This is a genomic window from Streptomyces sp. GD-15H (assembly GCF_045291515.1).
Lineage (GTDB): Bacteria > Actinomycetota > Actinomycetes > Streptomycetales > Streptomycetaceae > Streptomyces.
In genome coordinates this window covers 3408963-3426953 of the sequence record NZ_CP149447.1, presented here as the reverse complement: position 1 = coordinate 3426953, position 17991 = coordinate 3408963, and the positions used below count along the sequence as shown (strand labels likewise).

General features: G+C 71.9%; 14 protein-coding genes and 3 pseudogenes. 10 read left to right on the top strand and 7 right to left on the bottom strand.

Features of this window, described 5'->3' with window-relative positions; all coding sequences use genetic code 11:
• Positions 1–98 precede the first annotated feature (98 nt).
• Entirely contained in the window at positions 99–1547 is a 1449-nt protein-coding gene (locus WJ438_RS15895) for an NAD(P)H-quinone dehydrogenase (RefSeq protein ID WP_406725843.1), read from the top strand.
• A 202-nt stretch (positions 1548–1749) separates the two neighbouring features.
• Positions 1750–2675 (top strand): annotated as a pseudogene (locus tag WJ438_RS15890) (DeoR/GlpR family DNA-binding transcription regulator).
• A gap of 56 nt (positions 2676–2731) precedes the next feature.
• Here the strand turns inward: WJ438_RS15890 and WJ438_RS15885 are convergent.
• Positions 2732–4503 (bottom strand): annotated as a pseudogene (locus WJ438_RS15885) (acetyl/propionyl/methylcrotonyl-CoA carboxylase subunit alpha).
• 364 nt (positions 4504–4867) lie between these two features.
• Between WJ438_RS15885 and WJ438_RS15880 the strand changes: the two are divergent.
• The gene (locus WJ438_RS15880) at positions 4868–5179 is read left to right on the top strand and encodes a hypothetical protein (protein ID WP_406729705.1); all 312 of its coding nucleotides are present in this window, start codon (positions 4868–4870) and stop codon (positions 5177–5179) included.
• Here the strand turns inward: WJ438_RS15880 and WJ438_RS15875 are convergent.
• The 4 genes from WJ438_RS15875 to WJ438_RS15860 all read right to left on the bottom strand — a co-directional run bounded on the left by WJ438_RS15875 (position 5148) and on the right by WJ438_RS15860 (position 7841).
• Positions 5148–5774, bottom strand: coding sequence for a Maf family protein (locus tag WJ438_RS15875; RefSeq protein WP_406725842.1), 627 nt, complete (start codon positions 5772–5774; stop codon positions 5148–5150). The two genes, WJ438_RS15880 and WJ438_RS15875, sit on opposite strands and share 32 nt — an antisense overlap.
• A 31-nt stretch (positions 5775–5805) precedes the next feature.
• Entirely contained in the window at positions 5806–5934 is a 129-nt protein-coding gene (gene mmpB, locus WJ438_RS15870; RefSeq protein WP_279334254.1) for a morphogenic membrane protein MmpB, read from the bottom strand.
• Positions 5935–6027: 93 nt separating this feature from the next.
• The gene (locus tag WJ438_RS15865; protein ID WP_406725841.1) at positions 6028–6237 is read right to left on the bottom strand and encodes an acyl-CoA carboxylase subunit epsilon; all 210 of its coding nucleotides are present in this window, start codon (positions 6235–6237) and stop codon (positions 6028–6030) included.
• Between the two features lie 14 nt (positions 6238–6251).
• Entirely contained in the window at positions 6252–7841 is a 1590-nt protein-coding gene (locus WJ438_RS15860) for an acyl-CoA carboxylase subunit beta (RefSeq protein ID WP_406725840.1), read from the bottom strand.
• Positions 7842–8090: 249 nt separating this feature from the next.
• Between WJ438_RS15860 and WJ438_RS15855 the strand changes: the two are divergent.
• Positions 8091–8995: pseudogene (locus WJ438_RS15855) on the top strand (biotin--[acetyl-CoA-carboxylase] ligase).
• 348 nt (positions 8996–9343) lie between these two features.
• Positions 9344–10378, top strand: coding sequence for an adenylate/guanylate cyclase domain-containing protein (locus WJ438_RS15850; protein ID WP_406729704.1), 1035 nt, complete (start codon positions 9344–9346; stop codon positions 10376–10378).
• Positions 10379–10405: 27 nt separating this feature from the next.
• Here the strand turns inward: WJ438_RS15850 and WJ438_RS15845 are convergent, their stop codons facing one another.
• Complete coding sequence (locus WJ438_RS15845; protein WP_406725839.1) at positions 10406–11089, bottom strand: hypothetical protein; 684 nt, start codon at positions 11087–11089, stop codon at positions 10406–10408.
• A gap of 212 nt (positions 11090–11301) precedes the next feature.
• Between WJ438_RS15845 and WJ438_RS15840 the strand changes: the two genes are divergently transcribed.
• The 3 genes from WJ438_RS15840 to hutH all read left to right on the top strand — a co-directional run bounded on the left by WJ438_RS15840 (position 11302) and on the right by hutH (position 15075).
• Entirely contained in the window at positions 11302–12102 is an 801-nt protein-coding gene (locus WJ438_RS15840) for an enoyl-CoA hydratase/isomerase family protein (RefSeq protein ID WP_406725838.1), read from the top strand.
• A gap of 131 nt (positions 12103–12233) precedes the next feature.
• Entirely contained in the window at positions 12234–13382 is a 1149-nt protein-coding gene (locus WJ438_RS15835) for a diguanylate cyclase domain-containing protein (RefSeq protein ID WP_406725837.1), read from the top strand.
• Between the two features lie 67 nt (positions 13383–13449).
• On the top strand, positions 13450–15075 hold the full coding sequence (gene hutH, locus WJ438_RS15830; RefSeq protein WP_406725836.1) for a histidine ammonia-lyase: 1626 nt from the start codon (positions 13450–13452) through the stop codon (positions 15073–15075).
• Between the two features lie 58 nt (positions 15076–15133).
• Here the strand turns inward: hutH and WJ438_RS15825 are convergent, their stop codons facing one another.
• The gene (locus WJ438_RS15825; RefSeq protein ID WP_406725835.1) at positions 15134–15478 is read right to left on the bottom strand and encodes an LPXTG cell wall anchor domain-containing protein; all 345 of its coding nucleotides are present in this window, start codon (positions 15476–15478) and stop codon (positions 15134–15136) included.
• Positions 15479–15586: 108 nt separating this feature from the next.
• On the opposite strand from WJ438_RS15825, the gene WJ438_RS15820 reads away from it, so the two are divergent.
• Both WJ438_RS15820 and WJ438_RS15815 read left to right on the top strand, forming a co-directional pair.
• Positions 15587–15985 (top strand): hypothetical protein, encoded by a 399-nt coding sequence (locus WJ438_RS15820; protein WP_406725834.1) that lies wholly within the window; start codon positions 15587–15589, stop codon positions 15983–15985.
• A 335-nt stretch (positions 15986–16320) separates the two neighbouring features.
• Positions 16321–17577, top strand: a complete 1257-nt coding sequence (locus tag WJ438_RS15815; RefSeq protein WP_406729703.1) for an Ig-like domain-containing protein — start codon at positions 16321–16323, stop codon at positions 17575–17577.
• Positions 17578–17991 lie beyond the last annotated feature (414 nt).

Genomic DNA, 17991 nt, shown 5'->3' with positions numbered 1-17991 from the left:
GGGGAAGAGCGTACGGCAGCCGCACCGCGGGCCACTCCGGTAACAGGGGAGCCACGGGGGTGGCCCCCGGACGGTCGCGCGGTGAAGTGTGCGGGACAATGGAGCATGTGACTCGGATCGTGATCATCGGTGGCGGACCCGGCGGATACGAAGCGGCGCTGGTCGCCGCGCAGCTCGGCGCGGAGGTGACCGTCGTCGACCGTGACGGTCTGGGCGGGGCGTCGGTGCTCACCGACTGCGTGCCGTCGAAGACCCTGATCGCCACGGCCGAGGTGATGACCACCTTCGACTCCTCCTACGAGGAGCTGGGCATCATCGTGGCCGACGACACCCCGCACGTGGAGCAGGCCGCCCGGGTCGTGGGCGTGGACCTGGGGAAGGTGAACCGCCGAGTGAAGCGGCTGGCCCTGGCCCAGTCGCACGACATCGCCGCGTCCGTGACGCGGGCCGGCGCGCGGGTACTGCGCGGGCGGGGGCGGCTCGAGGGCATGCAGGCCCTGGACGGGTCGCGCAAGGTCGTGGTCCGGGCCGCCGACGGGTCCGAGGAGACGCTGACCGCCGACGCGGTGCTCATCGCCACCGGCGGTCATCCCCGCGAGCTGCCCGACGCCCGGCCCGACGGTGAGCGCATCCTCAACTGGACACAGGTGTACGACCTGAACGAGCTCCCCGAGGAGCTCATCGTGGTCGGTTCCGGTGTGACCGGTGCCGAGTTCGCCGGTGCCTACCAGGCGCTGGGGTCGAAGGTGACGCTCGTGTCGTCGCGCGACCGGGTGCTGCCGGGTGAGGACCCGGACGCCGCCGCGGTGCTGGAGGACGTCTTCCGCCGGCGCGGCATGAACGTCATGGCGCGCTCGCGCGCGCAGTCCGCCAAGCGGGTCGGGGACCGGGTGGAGGTGACCCTCGCCGACGGGCGGGTCATCACCGGGTCGCACTGCCTGATGGCCGTCGGCGCCATTCCGAACTCCGAGGGCATGGGGCTCGAGGAGGCCGGGGTCAGGCTGCGCGAGTCGGGACACATCTGGACCGACAGGGTGTCCCGGACCACCGCTCCGGGCGTGTACGCGGCCGGCGACGTCACCGGCGTCTTCGCGCTGGCGTCGGTGGCGGCGATGCAGGGGCGGATCGCCATGTACCACTTCCTGGGTGACACGGTGGCTCCGCTGAACCTGAAGACCGTCTCGTCGAACGTCTTCACCGACCCGGAGATCGCCACCGTCGGCTACAGCCAGGCCGAGGTCGACGCCGGGAAGATCGACGCACGGGTCGTCAAGCTGCCGCTGCTGCGCAACCCCCGCGCGAAGATGCAGGGCATCCGCGACGGATTCGTCAAGATCTTCTGCCGGCCGGGCACCGAGATCGTGGTGGGCGGCGTCGTCGTGGCGCCGCGCGCCTCGGAGCTCATCCACCCCATCTCGCTCGCGGTCGACAACAACCTGACGGTCGAGCAGATCGCGAACGCCTTCACCGTGTACCCCTCGCTGTCGGGGTCGATCGCCGAGGTGGCGCGGCAGCTGCACACGCGCAAGGTGACGGGAGAGGCCTGACGGCCGAAACCAACTCCCCGCCGGTTACGGGGAGTTGCCGGATAGGTGTTCGGCATATGCGGTACGACTAGGGCTTATACCATTCAGTGGTCGGGTGCGCGAACAACTTCTGCTATTCAGCGCAAAGTGCTGAAAGCAGACGGTCGCTGGCGTTACTGTCAGTTTCGTGTTCGCTGCAGAACGTCGCCAATTGATTCTCGAAATGGTGCGAGCGAACGGGGCCGTGTCGCTCCGTGAGCTCGCCCGCGTCGTCCAGACCTCCGAAGTGACCGTACGGCGGGACGTGCGCGCGCTGGAGGCAGAAGGACTCCTCGACCGCCGGCACGGCGGTGCGGTACTGCCGGGCGGTTTCACGCGGGAGTCCGGCTTTCCGCAGAAGTCACATCTCGCGACCGCCGAGAAGACCGCCATCGCCGACCTCGCCGCGAGTTTCGTGGAGGAGGGCGAGGCCGTCGTGGTCGGCGCGGGCACCACCACGCAGGAGCTGGCCCGCCGGCTGGCCCGGGTGCCCGGCCTGACCGTCGTCACCAACTCCCTGCTCGTGGCGCAGGCGCTGGCGCACGCCAACCGGGTGGAGGTCGTGATGACCGGCGGGACGCTCCGTGGTTCGAACTACGCCCTCGTCGGCAGCGGTGCCGAGCAGTCCCTCCAGGGGCTCCGGGTGTCCAGGGCTTTCCTCTCCGGGAGCGGGCTGACCGCCGAGCGGGGGCTGTCCACGTCCAACATGCTGTCGGCCTCCGTCGACCGGGCGCTGGTACAGGCCGCCGCGGAAGTGGTGGTCCTCGCCGACCACACCAAGCTCGGCATGGACACCATGTTCCAGACCGTGCCCACGGACGTCATCACCCGCCTGGTGACGGACGAGCCGCCGGCGCACGACGACCGCGCCGGCACCGAGTTGCAGGCGCTCGCCGACCAGGGCGTGCAGATCGCCGTGGCCGGGGCACCGGGAGGTGCCACGGGCCCGGGGGTGACGGGGTCCCGGCGCGTCAGCAACAGCGTCGGGACGTGCCGTTGCCGGGTCCGCGCCGACAGGGTCCGGGGCTGCGTTCCGCCGTGGCCCTGGGAGCGGCCGAACAGGCCCAGAGCGCGGAGCGGGCACGCGTCGCGGACCTGCGCAGACGGTGATGACGCCGGGCGCCCGGCGGAGCCGTTGAGGCTCCGCCGGGCGCCCCGGGGTGTCGTCAGTCCTTGATCTCGCAGATCACGGCGCCGGAGGTGACCGAGGCGCCGACCTCGGCACCCAGCCCCTTGACGGTGCCGGAACGGTGGGCGTTGAGGGGCTGCTCCATCTTCATCGCCTCCAGCACCACCACCAGGTCGCCCTCGGTGACCTGCTGGCCCTCCTCCACCGCCACCTTGACGATGGTGCCCTGCATCGGCGAGGCCAGGGCGTCGCCGGAGGCGGCCGGCCCGGACCGCCTGGCCGCCCGGCGCCTGGGCTTGGCGCCCGCCGCCAGCCCGGTACGGGCCAGCGACATGCCCAGCGAGGCGGGCAGCGAGACCTCCAGCCGCTTGCCGCCCACCTCGACGACGACCGTCTCCCGGTCCGCCTCGGCGTCCGCGGCGGCGTCCGCGGCGGCGCCGAAGGGGGGATCTCGTTGACGAACTCGGTCTCGATCCAGCGGGTGTGCACCGTGAACGGGGCCGCCGAGCCGGCCAGCTCCGGGGCGAAGGCGGGATCCCTGACCACCGCGCGGTGGAACGGCAGGGCGGTGGCCATGCCCTCCACGGTGAACTCCCCCAGCGCCCGGGCGGCCCGGCGCAGCGCCTCCTCGCGGGTGCGGCCGGTGACGATCAGCTTGGCCAGCAGCGAGTCCCAGGCCGGGCCGATCACACTGCCCGCCTCCACCCCCGCGTCCAGCCGCACCCCGGGGCCGGACGGCGGGGCGAAGGCGGTGACGGTGCCGGGGGCGGGCAGAAAGCCGCGGCCGGGGTCCTCGCCGTTGATGCGGAACTCCAGCGAGTGGCCGCGCAGCACCGGGTCGGGGTAGCCCAGCTCCTCGCCGTCGGCGATGCGGAACATCTCGCGCACCAGGTCCAGGCCGGCGACCTCCTCGGTGACCGGGTGCTCCACCTGCAGCCGGGTGTTGACCTCCAGGAAGGAGATGGTGCCGTCGGTGCCGACCAGGAACTCCACGGTGCCCGCGCCGACGTCGCCGGCCTCCCTGAGGATGGCCTTGGAGGCGGCGTACAGCTCGGCGTTCTGCGCCGGCGACAGGAAGGGGGCGGGGGCCTCCTCGACCAGTTTCTGGTGGCGGCGCTGCAGCGAGCAGTCCCGGGTGGAGACGACCACCACGTTGCCGTGGGTGTCGGCCAGGCACTGGGTCTCCACGTGCCGGGGCCGGTCCAGGTAGCGCTCCACGAAGCACTCGCCGCGGCCGAAGGCGGCCACCGCCTCGCGCACCGCGGACTCGTACAGCTCGGGGATCTCCTGCAGGGTGCGGGCCACCTTCAGGCCGCGGCCGCCGCCGCCGAAGGCGGCCTTGATGGCGATCGGCAGGCCGTGCTGCTCGGCGAAGGCGAGGACCTCGTTTGCCCCGGCGACCGGGTCGGGGGTGCCGGCCACCAGCGGGGCGCCGGCGCGCTGGGCGATGTGCCGGGCGGCGACCTTGTCGCCCAGGGCGCGGATGGCGGCCGGCGGCGGGCCGATCCAGATCAGTCCGGCGTCCAGGACCGCCTGGGCGAAGTCGGCGTTCTCCGAGAGGAAGCCGTAGCCGGGGTGGACGGCGTCCGCGCCGGAGTCGGTGGCGGCCCGCAGGACCCTGGCGATGTCCAGGTAGCTGGTGGCCGGGGTGTCACCGCCCAGGGCGAACGCCTCATCCGCGGCGCGGACATGCAGAGCGTCCCGGTCCGGGTCGGCGTAGACGGCAACGCTCGCGATTCCGGCATCCCGGCAGGCCCGGGCCACGCGGACAGCGATTTCGCCACGGTTGGCGATGAGCACCTTGCGCACGATTGAGGCTCCCTCCTTGAAACAAGCCGAGTTTAGGGACTGCCGACACGGCACTACGACCCGTCCCCATTGGTGAGCTTGCCCACACGGAGCGTGATCCGAGGCTCGCTCGACCCGCGAAATCCCATGTCGCACCTTGGTACGCAAGACTCCTCCGGGAAACCCTAGCCTTCCCATGTGGTCAAGGTCTCTGTGAGAGCGTGCTGCGGCCCACTCTGTTTTTTTGTCGAGTCCCTACGAATGGCCCAATGGTTCTTTGCCCTCCGGGGGACCCTTGTCGCTGACTTTACTTGTCAGTAACGTTCGCGCTGTCTCGAACATACTCGGGGTAACCACAGTCGTGCTGGAAAGTGGGTGGGGGCCGGTGGTCCGCAGACCGGTGGCGTGGATCGTGGCACTCGTGCTCTTCGCCGAGGCCCTCGGCATCGGGGCCGTGAACTGGTTCCTCGGTGTCGTCATCGACCGGCAGGACATGTCGCTGGCCGACCTCGACTCGCACATGATGTCGGTGTCCTCGAAGGCCGGCGGCCTCGTCTTCGGGCTCTACTTCGCGCTGTGCGGCCTCGTCGTCCTGCTGCTGATGACGTACGACCGCCCGGACGAGGCCGTCGCCCCCGCGCCCGGCGGTGCCGACGGGACCCCGGTCACGCCTCCGGCGGCGCCCACAGCTCCGTGATGCCGACGCCCAGCTCGGCCAGCAGGCGGCGCACCAGCGGCAGGCTGATGCCGATGACGTTCCCGTGGTCGCCGTCGATGCCTTCGACGAACGGGGCCGAGCGGCCGTCCAGGGTGAACGCCCCCGCGACCCGGAGCGGTTCGCCGGACGCGACGTAGGCGGCGATCTCCTCGTCCGTGGGCTCGCCGAAGCGGACCACGGTGGACGCGGTGGCGGAGGCGTACCGACTGCCCTCGGCGAGGGTGTCGTAGACGCAGTGGCCGGTCTGGAGGATGCCCGCACGGCCCCGCATCGCCTTCCAGCGAGCGGTGGCCTCCTCGGCGTCCTCGGGCTTGCCGAGGGCCCGGCCGTCGAGTTCGAGCACCGAGTCGCAGCCGATCACCAGTGCGCCCTTGACCTCGGGCTTCGCGGCGACGACGGAGGCCTTCGCCTCGGCGAGGGCGAGTGCCAGTTCGGCCGGGGTGGGTGCGGTGACGGCGTCCTCGTCGACGCCGCTGACGACCACTTCGGGGTCGAGCCCGGCCTGGCGGAGCAGCCCTAGCCGGGCGGGGGACTGGGAGGCGAGCACGAGTCGGCGGCGGGGCTGATCTGTCATGCGGTCAGCGTATCGGCGTGGACCGGATGCCTCACCTCACGCCGATCACGAGCATCGCGAGCACCATGGCCAGCGCCACGAGAACGCCCAGTCGCCGCAGCATGTCCTGCGTGTCCCGCAGTTCCTTGGGCGGCTCGTTCTCGGGATCGGACCACAGCATGCCTTCCATGGTCCGGCGGCGGCCCCCGGGGCGCCTGAGTACGCGTACTCAACTTCCCCGGGCGGCCACCGCCTGCCGGCGCGCCGGACAGCCCTACACGCCTGGCCAGTACGTGCGTGACCAGGCCGTCGGCCCCGGCTGGGGCAGGTGGTGGGCGGCGATGCGGGACGGGTCGGACCAGGAGTCGCGGGGAGCGGGCGCGCCGGACGGCATGGCGGACGCCGCCGCGGCGCGGACGCGGACCACCGCCAGTGCGGCGGCGAGCTCCTCCGGGGTGGGGTTGCCCCGTACGACCTTGATCACAGCGGCTCCTGGGGTCAGAGGGGGATGTTGCCGTGCTTCTTGGGCGGCAGCGAGGCGCGCTTGGTGCGCAGCTGGCGCAGGCCGCGGACCAGGTGCCGGCGGGTCTCGGACGGCATGATCACCGCGTCCACGTAGCCGCGCTCGGCCGCGACATAGGGATTGAGCAGGGCGTCCTCGTACTCCCGCAGCAGCCGCGCCCGGACGGCCTCGGGCTCGTCCGCGCCGGCCAGGGTGCGCCGGTGCAGGATGTTGACGGCGCCCTGGGCGCCCATCACCGCGATCTGGGCGGTGGGCCAGGCCAGGTTGAGGTCGGCCCCCAGGTGCTTGGAGCCCATCACGTCGTAGGCGCCGCCGAACGCCTTGCGGGTGATGACCGTGATCAGCGGGACGGTGGCCTCCGCATAGGCGAAGATCAGCTTGGCGCCGCGCCGGATGATGCCGTCGTGCTCCTGGTCCACGCCGGGCAGGAAGCCGGGCACGTCCACGAAGGTGAGCACCGGCACGTTGAAGGCGTCGCAGGTGCGCACGAAGCGGGCCGCCTTCTCGCTCGCCCGGATGTCCAGGCAGCCGGCGAACTGCATCGGCTGGTTGGCGACGACGCCGACCGGGCGGCCCTCCACCCGCCCGTAGCCGGTGACGATGTTCGGCGCGAACAGCGGCTGGGTCTCCAGGAACTCGCCGTCGTCCAGCACCTGCTCGAGCACCGTGTGCATGTCGTAGGGCTGGTTGGCGGAGTCCGGCACCAGGGCGTCCAGCGCGCGGTCCTGGTCGGTGACCGCCAGGTCGGCCTCCTCCGGGTACGCCGGCGGCTCGGCGAGGTTGTTGGACGGCAGGTAGGACAGCAGCTGCCGGACGTACTCGAGGGCGTCCTTCTCGTCGCCGGCCAGGTGGTGGGCCACGCCGGAGGCGGTGTTGTGGGTGCGGGCGCCGCCCAGCTCCTCGAAGCCGACGTCCTCGCCGGTGACCGTCTTGATGACGTCCGGGCCGGTGATGAACATGTGCGAGGTCTGGTCGACCATCACCGTGAAGTCGGTGAGGGCGGGGGAGTAGACCGCGCCGCCCGCGCACGGGCCGACCACCAGGCTGATCTGCGGGATCACCCCCGAGGCGTGGGTGTTGCGGCGGAAGATCTCGCCGTAGGCGCCCAGCGAGGCCACGCCCTCCTGGATGCGGGCGCCGCCGGAGTCGTTGATGCCGATGACGGGGCAGCCGGTCTTCAGCGCGAAGTCCATCACCTTGACGATCTTCTGTCCGTAGACCTCGCCCAGGGCGCCGCCGAAGACGGTGAAGTCCTGGGAGAAGACGGCGACGGGGCGGCCGTCGACGGTGCCGTAGCCGGTGACGACGCCGTCGCCGTAGGGGCGGTTCTCGTCCAGGCCGAAGTGGGTGGAGCGGTGCCGGGCGAACTCGTCCAGTTCGACGAAGGAGTCCTCGTCGAGCAGCAGGGCGATCCGTTCGCGGGCCGTCAGCTTGCCCTTGGCGTGCTGCTTCTCGACGGCGCGGGCCGAGCCGGCGTGCGTCGCCTCGTGGATGCGGCGCTGGAGGTCCGCGAGCTTGCCCGCGGTCGTGCGAATGTCAGGCTGCTGCTCTTCCGGCTCGGACATCGGGATGTGGCTCCCTGCCTGCTCAAAGGGGGGACGGTTACTCATCCGTAGCGTAGTGCGGGCCCTTGGGATCGGCGGTGCGGTGTTTCCCACACCCCTTGCCTCTTCACAGACCGGAGAACGCGATTCCGCGACAGCGGTCGAATGGCGGTGGACGACGGGGGTCCGGGCGCTGGAAGCCGGGTCGGGACCGGGCCCGGCGTCCGTCCGCGCTGCGGGAGGGAGGAGGCCGAACCTAGGGTTGCCCGCATGACTCAGCCACCTGATGACGAAGATACGCCCGGCGGGCAGCGTCCGCCGCGGCCGGAGCGTTCGGAACGCTGGTCCGACCTCGACCGCCCCCGCTGAACGCCGCCGGCCTGCGCAGAGGACTGGTGCGCGCCGGCGGGCTGTGGCGGCAGGTCGACGTGGTGCAGCGCACCGGCTCCACCAACTCCGACCTGGTGGCCCGCGCCGCCGAGGGGAAGGCGGAGGAGGGGACCGTACTTGTCGCCGAGGAGCAGACCGCCGCGCGGGGCCGCCTGGACCGGCAGTGGACGGCCCCGGCCCGCTCCGGACTCTCCTTCTCCGTACTGCTCCGGCCCACCGAGGTGCCCGTGGCCCGCTGGGGCTGGCTGCCGCTGCTCACCGGCGTCGCGGTGGCGACCGGACTGTCCCGGACGGCGGGCGTCGATACCGCCCTGAAGTGGCCCAACGACCTGCTCGTCACCGTCGGCGGAGAGGAGCGCAAGGCCGCCGGGATCCTCGCGGAGCGGGCCGGTGACGGGGTGGTGATCGGCGTCGGGATCAACGTCAGCCTGCGCGCCGACGAGCTACCGGTGCCCACCGCGGGGTCGCTGGCACTGGCGGGCGCGGTGAACACCGACCGGGACCCGCTGCTGCGCGGGGTGCTGCGGTCGCTGGAGGACTGGTACGGGCGCTGGCGGTCGGCAGGCGGCGACCCGGCGGCGAGCGGCCTGCAGGAGACGTACGCGGCGGGGTGCGCGACGCTCGGGCGGACGGTGCGGGCCGAGCTGCCGGGCGACAGGGTCCTGGTGGGCGAGGCGGTCGCGGTCGACGGGGACGGGCGGCTGGTGCTGGCGACGGAGGCCGGGGTGCAGGAACCGGTGGGAGCGGGGGACATCGTGCATGTGCGCCCCGTCGCGGGCGGGTGACGGGCCCCGGGCCAGGCCCGGCGGGGCGCGGCGGGCGCACGCGGATGCGGATGCGTACGGTGGGTACCCCGATGCCGGATGCGCCGGTCGTGCCACCTGTCGGGCCGTCCGGACGGAGTGAGCTGGCGCACACCTGCCGTAGAGTTGAGGCCGGTCGATACATGGCCGTGGCAGATCGGAAGGGCAGCAACGCGTGACCGTCGACGACTCGGGTTCCGGTACGGAAGCGCAGGGCCGCGCGGAGCCTCCCCCACCCTCGAATCCTCCCGATCGGGGGAACCCCCGTGAGCGGGGGGACCGGCGGGGGACGACTCCCGTTCCGCCGACAACGGCGAGGACCCGCTCGCTCTGCGTCTCGAACAGCTCATTCTGGGTGCCGAGCGCCGCTACACCCCCTTTCAGGCGGCCCGCAGTGCCAGCGTCACGGTGGAGCTGGCCACGCGGTTCTGGCGGGCCATGGGGTTCGCCGACGTCGGGCAGGCCAGGGTGCTCACGGAGGCGGACGTCCTGGCGCTGCGCCGGCTGGCCGGTCTGGTGGAGGCGGGACTGCTGAGCGAGGCGATGGCCGTGCAGGTGGCGCGGTCCACGGGGCAGACCACCGCGCGCCTGGCCGAGTGGCAGATCGACTCCTTCCTGGAGGGCCTGACCGAGCCGCCCGAGCTGGGCATGACGCGCACCGAGGTCACGTACCCCATCATCGAGCTGCTTCTGCCCGAGCTGGAGGAGTTCCTCGTCTACGTCTGGCGGCGGCAGCTCGCCGCCTCGGCCGGGCGGGTGCTCCAGGCGGCCGACGACGAGGAGATGGTGGACCGGCGCCTCGCCGTCGCGTTCGCGGACCTCGTCGGGTTCACCCGGCTCACCCGGCGGATGGAGGAGGAGGAGCTCGGCGAGCTCGTCGAGGCGTTCGAGACGACCGCCGCCGACCTGGTGGCCGCGCGCGGCGGGCGACTCATCAAGACCCTCGGCGACGAGGTGCTCTACGCCGCCGACGACGCGGGGACGGCCGCGGAGATCGCCATGCGGCTGATCGAGACCATGGCGAACGACGAGACGATGCCGGAGCTGCGGGTCGGCATGGCCTTCGGCACCGTCACCACCCGGATGGGCGATGTCTTCGGTACGACGGTGAACCTGGCCTCCCGGCTCACCTCGATAGCTCCTCGTGACGGCATACTCGTCGACACCGCGTTCGCCGAGGAGCTGACCCGCACCGGAGACGCCCCCGCCTCCGAGGCGGCCGCCGCCGAGGCGGCGGCGTCGGCGGAGAAGGAGGGCGAGGAGCCGCCGACGTACCGCTTCGCGCTGCAGCCGATGTATCAGCGGCCGGTGCGTGGGCTGGGTGTGGTGGAACCCTGGCTGCTCACCCGCCGGGACAATCCCTGACGGCCGCCCCCGGCCGGTTCGGTCTGTTCAGCCCGTGAGCGTCAGGCCGCCGTCGACGCACAGGCCGATGATCGGTACGCAGAGGAGGGGGCCGTCGTCCGTTTCACCCGGCCGGTCCGAGGAAGGGGGCGGTGGTGGTGCCTGCCGGTCCGGTGGCGGCTGCGACTGAGACGGTGTGCGGCCCGGAGGGCCCGGTGGGGGCTCGTCCGGTGCGGTGCCGGTGGGAGCCGGTGCCCCGGGGGCGTTCGGAGTGTTCGGGGCGGTCGGTGCGGCCGGTGCGGTGGCGGTCGGTGCGGCGGTTCCATCCGGAGCGGTCGATGTGAGGGGCACGCCGCTCTGGCCGCCCAGGGCGGCGGGCGAGGAGGGACTCGCCTCCGGGGCGGGGGATGCCGGACTCGCGGGGGTGGTGCCGGCGGTGCTGTCGGTGCTGTCATTGCCGGGGCTTGTGGCACTCGCGGTGTCCGGGACCGGGCGGAGGCCGGCCTCGGCACCGATGTCCCCGGGGCCGGGGTCGGACGCCGTGCGTACGAGACCCAGGGTGCCGACCGCCAGGGCCAGGCCGCCGGCGGCCAGCAGCAGCTTCCGGGGGCGCGGTTTGCGGTGGCGGCCCCGGATACGCGCGCTGAAGAGAGCGAATCCGGTGTGCGCCGGCGGCCGGTCGGCCGCGTCCGGTGCGGTGGGCTGTGGTCTGGTCGGCGTGTTCGTCGTCATGGCGATTCCTCCCCCTGCGTACGCGCCCCCGACGCGCCGCGGTGCACGCACGCTATGCGTTCCGGTCCGGGGCCGGGCCGAAGTAGGCCGGATATCACTCGAACGGGTGGACGGGGGGTGACGAGGGAACCGGGCGTACGCCCTTTTGCCGGCGGGTTCCGGCTGCGATGATCGGGGTGACGGATGTTAACCCGCGTTAACCGGAGGGTGTCATGAGTGAGGAACGGTTCGGGGAGTTCGTGCTGGTGCGGCGGCATGAGCAGGGGCATGTCGCGGAGCTCGTCCTCGACCGGCCCAAGGCCATGAACGCCGTCTCGACCGAGATGGCCCGGTCCGCCGCCGAAGCCTGCGCGGAGCTGGGGAGGGACCCGGAGGTGCGGGTGGTGGTGCTGACCTCGTCGCACGAGCGGGCCTTCTGCGTCGGGGCGGACCTGAAGGAGCGCAATTCCTTCAGCGACGCCGATCTGGTCCGCCAGCGGCCGGTGGCGCGCGGGGCCTACACCGGTGTGCTGGAGCTGCCGGTGCCGACCGTGGCGGCGGTGCACGGGTTCGCGCTGGGGGGCGGTTTCGAGCTGGCCCTGTCCTGCGATGTGATCGTGGCCGACCGTACGGCCGTGCTGGGACTGCCCGAGGTGTCCGTCGGGGTGATCCCGGGCGGCGGTGGTACGCAGTTGCTGCCCCGGCGGGTGGGGGCGGCCCGGGCCGCCGAGCTGATCTTCACGGCGCGTCGGGTGGAGGCCGCCGAGGCCCGTGAACTGGGGCTCGTCGACGAGCTGGTGGAGGCGGGGCGGGACCGGGAGGAGGCGCTGGCCATGGCCGCTCGGATCGCCGCGAACTCGCCGGTGGGCCTGCGGGCCGCCAAGCGTGCGCTGCGTCTCGGGCAGGGGCTGGATCTGCCCGCCGGGCTCGAGGTGGAGGACGCCGCCTGGCGGGCGGTGGCGTTCTCGGGCGACCGCGCGGAGGGCGTCGCCGCTTTCAACGAGAAGCGCAAGCCGAACTGGCCGGGGCAGTGACGGGCGGGCAGGGCGGTAACGGGCCGGCAGCGGTGGGCGGAGCCCCGCCCACCTGCGGCGACTTGCCTCGAAGGCTCCCCGTTCGCTCCTTATATCTCCCGATTCGCACCGAACGTCCTTAGCCTGGAGGGATGGGTGAGGACAGCCGGCTGGCGGCCGTGGTGGCGCTGGCGCAGGGCATGGCCGCCGCGCAGGGCGCGCGGGGGGCCTGGCGGGCCGCGGCCCTCGGAGCCTGCCAGGCGCTCGACGGGAGTTTCGCCGCGCTGTCCGTGTGGGAGCGGGAGCTGGGGCGCCTGCGGGTCCTGGTGAACGTCGGCGAGCTGGCCGAGGGCGAGGAGGAGTTCCCGGAGGGCGAGGCCTATCCCGTGCACCAGTTCGCCGAGATCACCGAGTTCCTGCACGAGCGGTGGGCGGGTGGCGGCGAACCCGACGCCTGGGTGGAGACCGCCGAGGGGCCGGCGGAGGGAAGCCCCGGCTACTGCCCTCAGCGGGTTGCGGCCCTGCGGCGGCGCGGGCGCGGCTGCTGCGTGGTCGCCCCGATCATGCTGCACGGGCGGGCATGGGGAGAGCTGTATGTGGCCCGTCCGGTGGGCGTGCCCGTCTTCGGGCACGGCGACGCCGACTTCGCGACGGTGCTGGCCGCCGTCGTCGCCGCCGGGCTCGCGCAGACCGAACGGCTGGAGGAGGCGCGGCGGCTGGCGTACACGGACGCGCTCACCGGGCTCGCCAACCGCCGGGCGGTGGATGCGCGGCTCGACGGGGCGATCGAGCGGCATCGCGGGGACGGGGCGGTCGTCAGCCTCGTGGTGTGCGATGTCAACGGGCTCAAGCGGGTCAACGACACGCAGGGGCACGCCGTCGGCGACCGGCTGCTGGAGCGGTTCGGAACCGTGCTGTCCCTGTGCGGGGCCATGCTGCCGGGGGCCCTGGCGGCGCGGCTCGGCGGGGACGAGTTCTGTCTGCTGGCGGTGGGCCCGTCCGCCGACGAGGTCGTCAAGGCGGCCGACGAAGTGTGCCGCCGCGCGGTGGAGTTGGGGATCGGGGACGGCGTGGCCTGCGGGGTGGCCTCCACCGGCGACCCCATCGGGCCGGTGTCCTCCGCGCGGCGGCTCTTCCGGCTGGCCGACGCGGCGCAGTACCGCGCCAAGGCCGAGCGGGCCGCCCATCCCGTCGTCGCCGGGCGTGCGGGTCCGGGCGACCCGGTCGTGCGGCTGGCGGACGAACCCGCGCGGAACGGGGACGGGGAGCGGCGCCGGTTCCGGGGCCGGCACTCGCCCTAGTGCCTGTAAGGGGTGAACACGGGCTCCAGTGGTGACATCGTCGAATTCACTGCGTACGCTCCTGAATATGAATATGCATACCGTGGTGAACGGGGAAGGCGCGAAGCGCGGCCGTGAAAGGGTGGTGGTGGGAGACGGGCGGGCGTTCGGAGCGACCGCGTCCGACGTCCTCGCCGTGGCGCGCGGCGGGGCCCGCGTCGAGCTCTCCGGCGAGGCGCTGGCCGCCCTCGCCGCGTCCCGCGAGATCGTGGACGCCCTGGCCGCCAAGCCGGACCCCGTGTACGGGGTGAGCACCGGCTTCGGTGCCCTGGCGACCCGGCACATCGGCCCGGAACTGCGCGGCCGGCTGCAGCGCAACATCGTCCGCTCGCACGCCGCCGGCATGGGCCCCCGCGTCGAGCGGGAGGTCGTACGCGCCCTGATGTTCCTGCGGCTGAAGACCCTCTGCTCCGGGCACACCGGCGTACGCCCCGAGGTCGCACGGACCATGGCCGACGTGCTGAACGCCGGGATCACCCCGGTCGTGCACGAGTACGGCTCCCTCGGCTGCTCCGGCGACCTGGCCCCGCTGTCCCACTGCGCCCTCACGCTGATGGGCGAGGGGGAGGCCGAGGGACCCGACGGGACCCTGCGGCCCGCCGGCGAACTGCTCGCCGCGCACGGCCTCCGGCCCGTCGAGCTGCGCGAGAAGGAAGGGCTCGCCCTCCTCAACGGCACCGACGGCATGCTGGGCATGCTCATCATGGCCCTCGCCGACCTCGACACCCTGTACCGGTCCGCCGACGTCACGGCCGCCCTGAGCCTGGAGGCGCTGCTCGGCACCGACAAGGTGCTCGTCCCCGAACTGCACGCCCTTCGCCCGCACCCGGGCCAGGCCGCCAGTGCCGCCAACATGCTGGCCGTACTCGCCGGTTCGGGACTGACGGGACATCACCAGGACGACGCCCCACGGGTCCAGGACGCCTACTCCGTGCGCTGCGCCCCGCAGGTCGCGGGCGCCGGACGGGACACCATCGCCCACGCCCGGCTGGTCGCCGAGCGCGAACTCGCCTCCGCCGTCGACAATCCGGTGGTGCTGCCCGCGGACACCGGATCGGGGGCGTTCGGCTCAGGGGGAGGGCGCGTCGAGTCCAACGGCAACTTCCATGGCGCCCCGGTGGCGTACGTGCTGGACTTCCTCGCCATCGCCGTCGCCGACCTCGGCTCCATCACCGAGCGCCGCACCGACCGGCTGCTGGACAAGAACCGCAGCCACGGACTGCCGCCGTTCCTCGCCGACGACGCCGGCGTCGACTCCGGTCTGATGATCGCTCAGTACACGCAGGCCGCGCTGGTGAGCGAGCTGAAGCGGCTCGCCGTACCGGCGTCGGCGGACTCGATCCCGTCCTCCGCGATGCAGGAGGACCACGTCTCCATGGGCTGGTCGGCCGCGCGCAAGCTGCGGACGTCCGTCGACAATCTCACCCGGGTCATCGCCGTGGAACTGTACGCCGCCGCGCGCGCCGTCGAGCTGCGTGAGGGGCTGAGCCCGGCGCCCGCGACCCGGGCCGTCATCGAGGCCGCGCGGAAGGCGGGCGTGGGCGGTCCCGGCCCGGACCGTCATCTCGCGCCCGACCTCGCCGCGGCGGAAGCGTTCGTGCGCGACGGCCGGCTGCTGGCGGCGGTGGAAAAGGTCACCGGCCCGCTGCGGTGACGATCACGCGGTGCGGGGCGCCGGAGGGCAGGTCCCTCTCGAAGGGGAGTCGGGCGAGTTAAAAGTCCAGGCGCTCCCGGCGCACCGAGTAGACGACGAAGCCCGCGCCGAGGGTGAGGAAGGCGGTGCCGCCGAGGATGTACGGCGTGCTGTTGAAGCTGCCGGTGTCGGCGAGCCTGACCTGCCCGCCGGCGGTGTCGAGAACCCCTGACGAGGCGGGCGATGTGGACGAGGTGCTGGACACGACCCTCGTCCGCTCGGTGACCTGCGAAGACGTGCTTGCCGAGGGTGTCCACCCCGCCGGGGTGTCCGATGTCGCGTTGGCGGACGGGACGAACCACAGGGCACACAGCAGGGTGCCCGCGGCGGTGGCGGTCAGCAACGGACGGAGAGCGGATGACACGGAATATCGATCCCCTTGTGGCGCTGGCTAATTGGCCGTGTGGAGTGATGTTAGTGAAAGTCGCGGGTCACGGGAAAGTCACGGGCCCCGGAGCCGTACGCTCCGGGCATGAGCACTCCAGAGACGTCACGGTTTGTGCGGCTTCGCGTCGACCTCGTCCTCCAGGTCGACGACGAGGACGCGGTGACCAGCGCCGCGCTGGCGAGGATCGAGGACGACGACATGGCGGACGCCGAACGGCTGCCCGCCCGGAACGCGGTGAGCGAGGACGCGGCCGAGGCCCTCGCGTATCTCGTCGACCCCTTCAGTCTGGTCGGTGACGTGCCGGGGGTGGAGCTCCAGCAGGCCTCGTGGAGCAGCGAGCAGATCGACTACGACCCGGACTCACCGGAGTGGGACCTCGACGAGGGCGAGGGCGAGGAATTCTACGACGTGTCAGACGAGGCCGACGACGGAGAAGGTGACGAAGCCGACGACGGTGGCAGCAAGGGCAAGGCAGGCAATTAGTGCTAAGCAGGCGAGAGTGATGAAGTAAGAGAATAAGGAGAATTGGCCGAAGGGGCAGCTCGAAAAAGGTGAGTCGCGCCGGGTCGACGTGACTGGATGAGGCGACGGGGGAAATCGTGACCCCGGGCGGCAACCGCAGCCCGGGGGCACGGCGTCTCAGGTGGCGCATGGCCGAACCCCCGCCCGGCCGCGATGGACGTGGTAAGCCCCACATTCGTGGCCCATATGGAACGGGACCTACCGGTCGTAGCGTTGAAGTGATTGACGGGGACTCTCGGCTTCGGGCGCGGGGGCCCGCGGGGTTCGGGGAAGCGGCGATGATGGAGAAGCGTGTGATGACGGACGGTAAGCGGCGCAGGGGTCTGATGGCTGCGTCCGCTCTGCTCGGCGGAGTGATGGTGCTCTCGGCGTGCTCCGGCGGCGGTGACGACGCCGGCTCCGGTGGGGACAGCGCCAAGGGTGCGTCGCAGGCCCAGGTCGACGAGGCGGCGGCCAAGAAGACCTCCGAGGCCCAGATCAAGATCACGCCGAAGGACGGCTCGAACAACGCCTCCATCAACAATTCCGCCGCGGTGGCCGTGGCCAAGGGCACCCTCACCGAAGTGACGATGGAGGCCACCGACGGCACCGCCGTCGAGGGTGAGATATCTGCCGACAAGAAGAGCTGGAAGCCCAGCGGTCAGCTGGAGCGCGCCACCACCTACAAGCTGTCGGCCACCGCCGAGGACTCCGAGGGCCGTGCCGCCCACGAGAACGCGTCGTTCACCACGGTCTCCCCGGACAACAGCTTCATCGGCACCTTCACCCCGGACGACGGTTCCACCGTGGGCGTCGGCATGCCGGTGTCGATCAACTTCGACAAGGCGATCACCAACAAGGCCGAGGTCCAGAAGGGCATCACCGTCTCCACCACCAGCGGTCAGGAGGTCGCCTGCCACTGGTTCAACGCCAACCGCATGGACTGCCGCCCCGAGGACTACTGGCAGGAGGACTCCACCGTCACCCTGAAGCTGGCCCTCGACGGGGTCGAGGGTGCCGAGGGGGTCTACGGCGTCCAGCAGAAGACGGTCAACTTCAAGATCGGCCGCAACCAGGTCTCGATCGTCGACGCCAAGACCAAGCAGATGAAGATCACCCAGGACGGCAAGACCATCCGGACGATCCCGATCTCCGCCGGATCCCCCGAGAACAAGACGTGGGAGGGCCAGATGGTCATCTCCGAGAAGTTCGAGGAGACCCGGATGAACGGCGCGACCGTCGGCTTCACCGACGACAACGGCAAGGGCGAGTACGACATCAAGGACGTCCCGCACGCCATGCGCCTGAGCACCTCCGGCACCTTCATCCACGGCAACTACTGGGGCGCCAAGTCCATCTTCGGCAGCGCGAACACCAGCCACGGCTGCATCGGCCTGGCCAACACCAAGGGCGCCAACGACCCGAACACGCCGGGCTCCTGGTTCTACGACAATTCCCTCGTCGGTGACGTCGTCGTCGTGCAGAACACCGGCGACAAGACCGTCGCCCCGGACAACGGCCTCAACGGCTGGAACATGGACTGGGCCCAGTGGAAGGCGGGTTCGGCGGTCTGACACCGCCCGGCCGCCTGCAGCCCAACAGCTCAACCGCTCGGCCCACTTGACCGATGCCGCGTCCACCCTTTCGGGGGTGGACGCGGCATCGGTCTTCTCCTGCGGGGGCCTTGGGCCAAGGCCCCGGTCGAAGCTGTCCCCGACCGCTGACAACGCGACCGGAGGGCGCGGGGCCGGGGACGCGACCGCCGCTCGGCACGGTCGCGCAGCCGTCCACACGCGCTCAACCCGTCGATCAGGTAACGGAGTTCCGGCGGTGGTGTCACAGATACCCGTCGACTCGGTGTTCTTTTCCGGGGCCTCTTGAGGTGTTTGATCACACCTCGGCATACTGCGTGACCCGGGGGGTGCGCACACGCGTACGAGACCACCCCCGGCCGGGTGAAGGGGAATTCGCCCGGCAACTCCGCTAGG